This window comes from Lelliottia nimipressuralis, from assembly GCF_004115925.1.
Taxonomy (GTDB): Bacteria; Pseudomonadota; Gammaproteobacteria; order Enterobacterales; family Enterobacteriaceae; genus Enterobacter; species Enterobacter nimipressuralis.
The window spans coordinates 1-529 of the sequence record NZ_SDDX01000057.1 but is presented as its reverse complement, the minus strand read 5'-3'; the positions used below and the strand labels follow the sequence as shown (position 1 = coordinate 529).

Genomic DNA, 529 nt, shown 5'->3' with positions numbered 1-529 from the left:
CTGATCCTCGCAGAGTCCGGCGCCATTCTGGAATATCTGCAGGAGACCTATGACACCCAGTCGCAGCTCAAGCCTGAGGGCGCGGCGGACAAAAATCAGTACCGCTTCTGGCTGCACTATGCGGAAGGTTCCCTGATGCCGCTCCTGCTGATGAAGCTGGTGTTTGCCAGCCTCGGTAAGCCGCCGATTCCGTTTGGTATGCGCTCGCTTGGCAAAGTGCTGGGTGGGGGCGTGCAAAAAGCCTGGCTCAATCCGCAGCTCGAAACCCACGCGCGCTATATCGAATCCCATCTCAGCGAACACCCCTGGTTTGCCGGTGAGCAGCTGAGCATGGCCGATATCCAGATGACTTATCCGATCTTCGCACTGCTGGCACGCGGTGGGATCGACAATCTTCCGCACACCCAGGCGTGGAAAAAAAGAGTGGAAATGCGTCCTGCCTGGCAACGCGCGATTCAGCAGGGTGGGCCTTTTGAGATCCCTGGCGGGTGACAGATTGTTATCAAATTGCGCATTCACGATAACGTTT

Annotated in this window: 1 protein-coding gene; it reads left to right on the top strand. The window is 57.1% G+C overall.

The window, feature by feature from the left end; genetic code table 11:
* The coding region (locus ETG88_RS22165; RefSeq protein ID WP_129036427.1) for a glutathione binding-like protein at positions 1–492 on the top strand (492 nt) is incomplete at its 5' end.
* Positions 493–529: the final 37 nt, after the last annotated feature.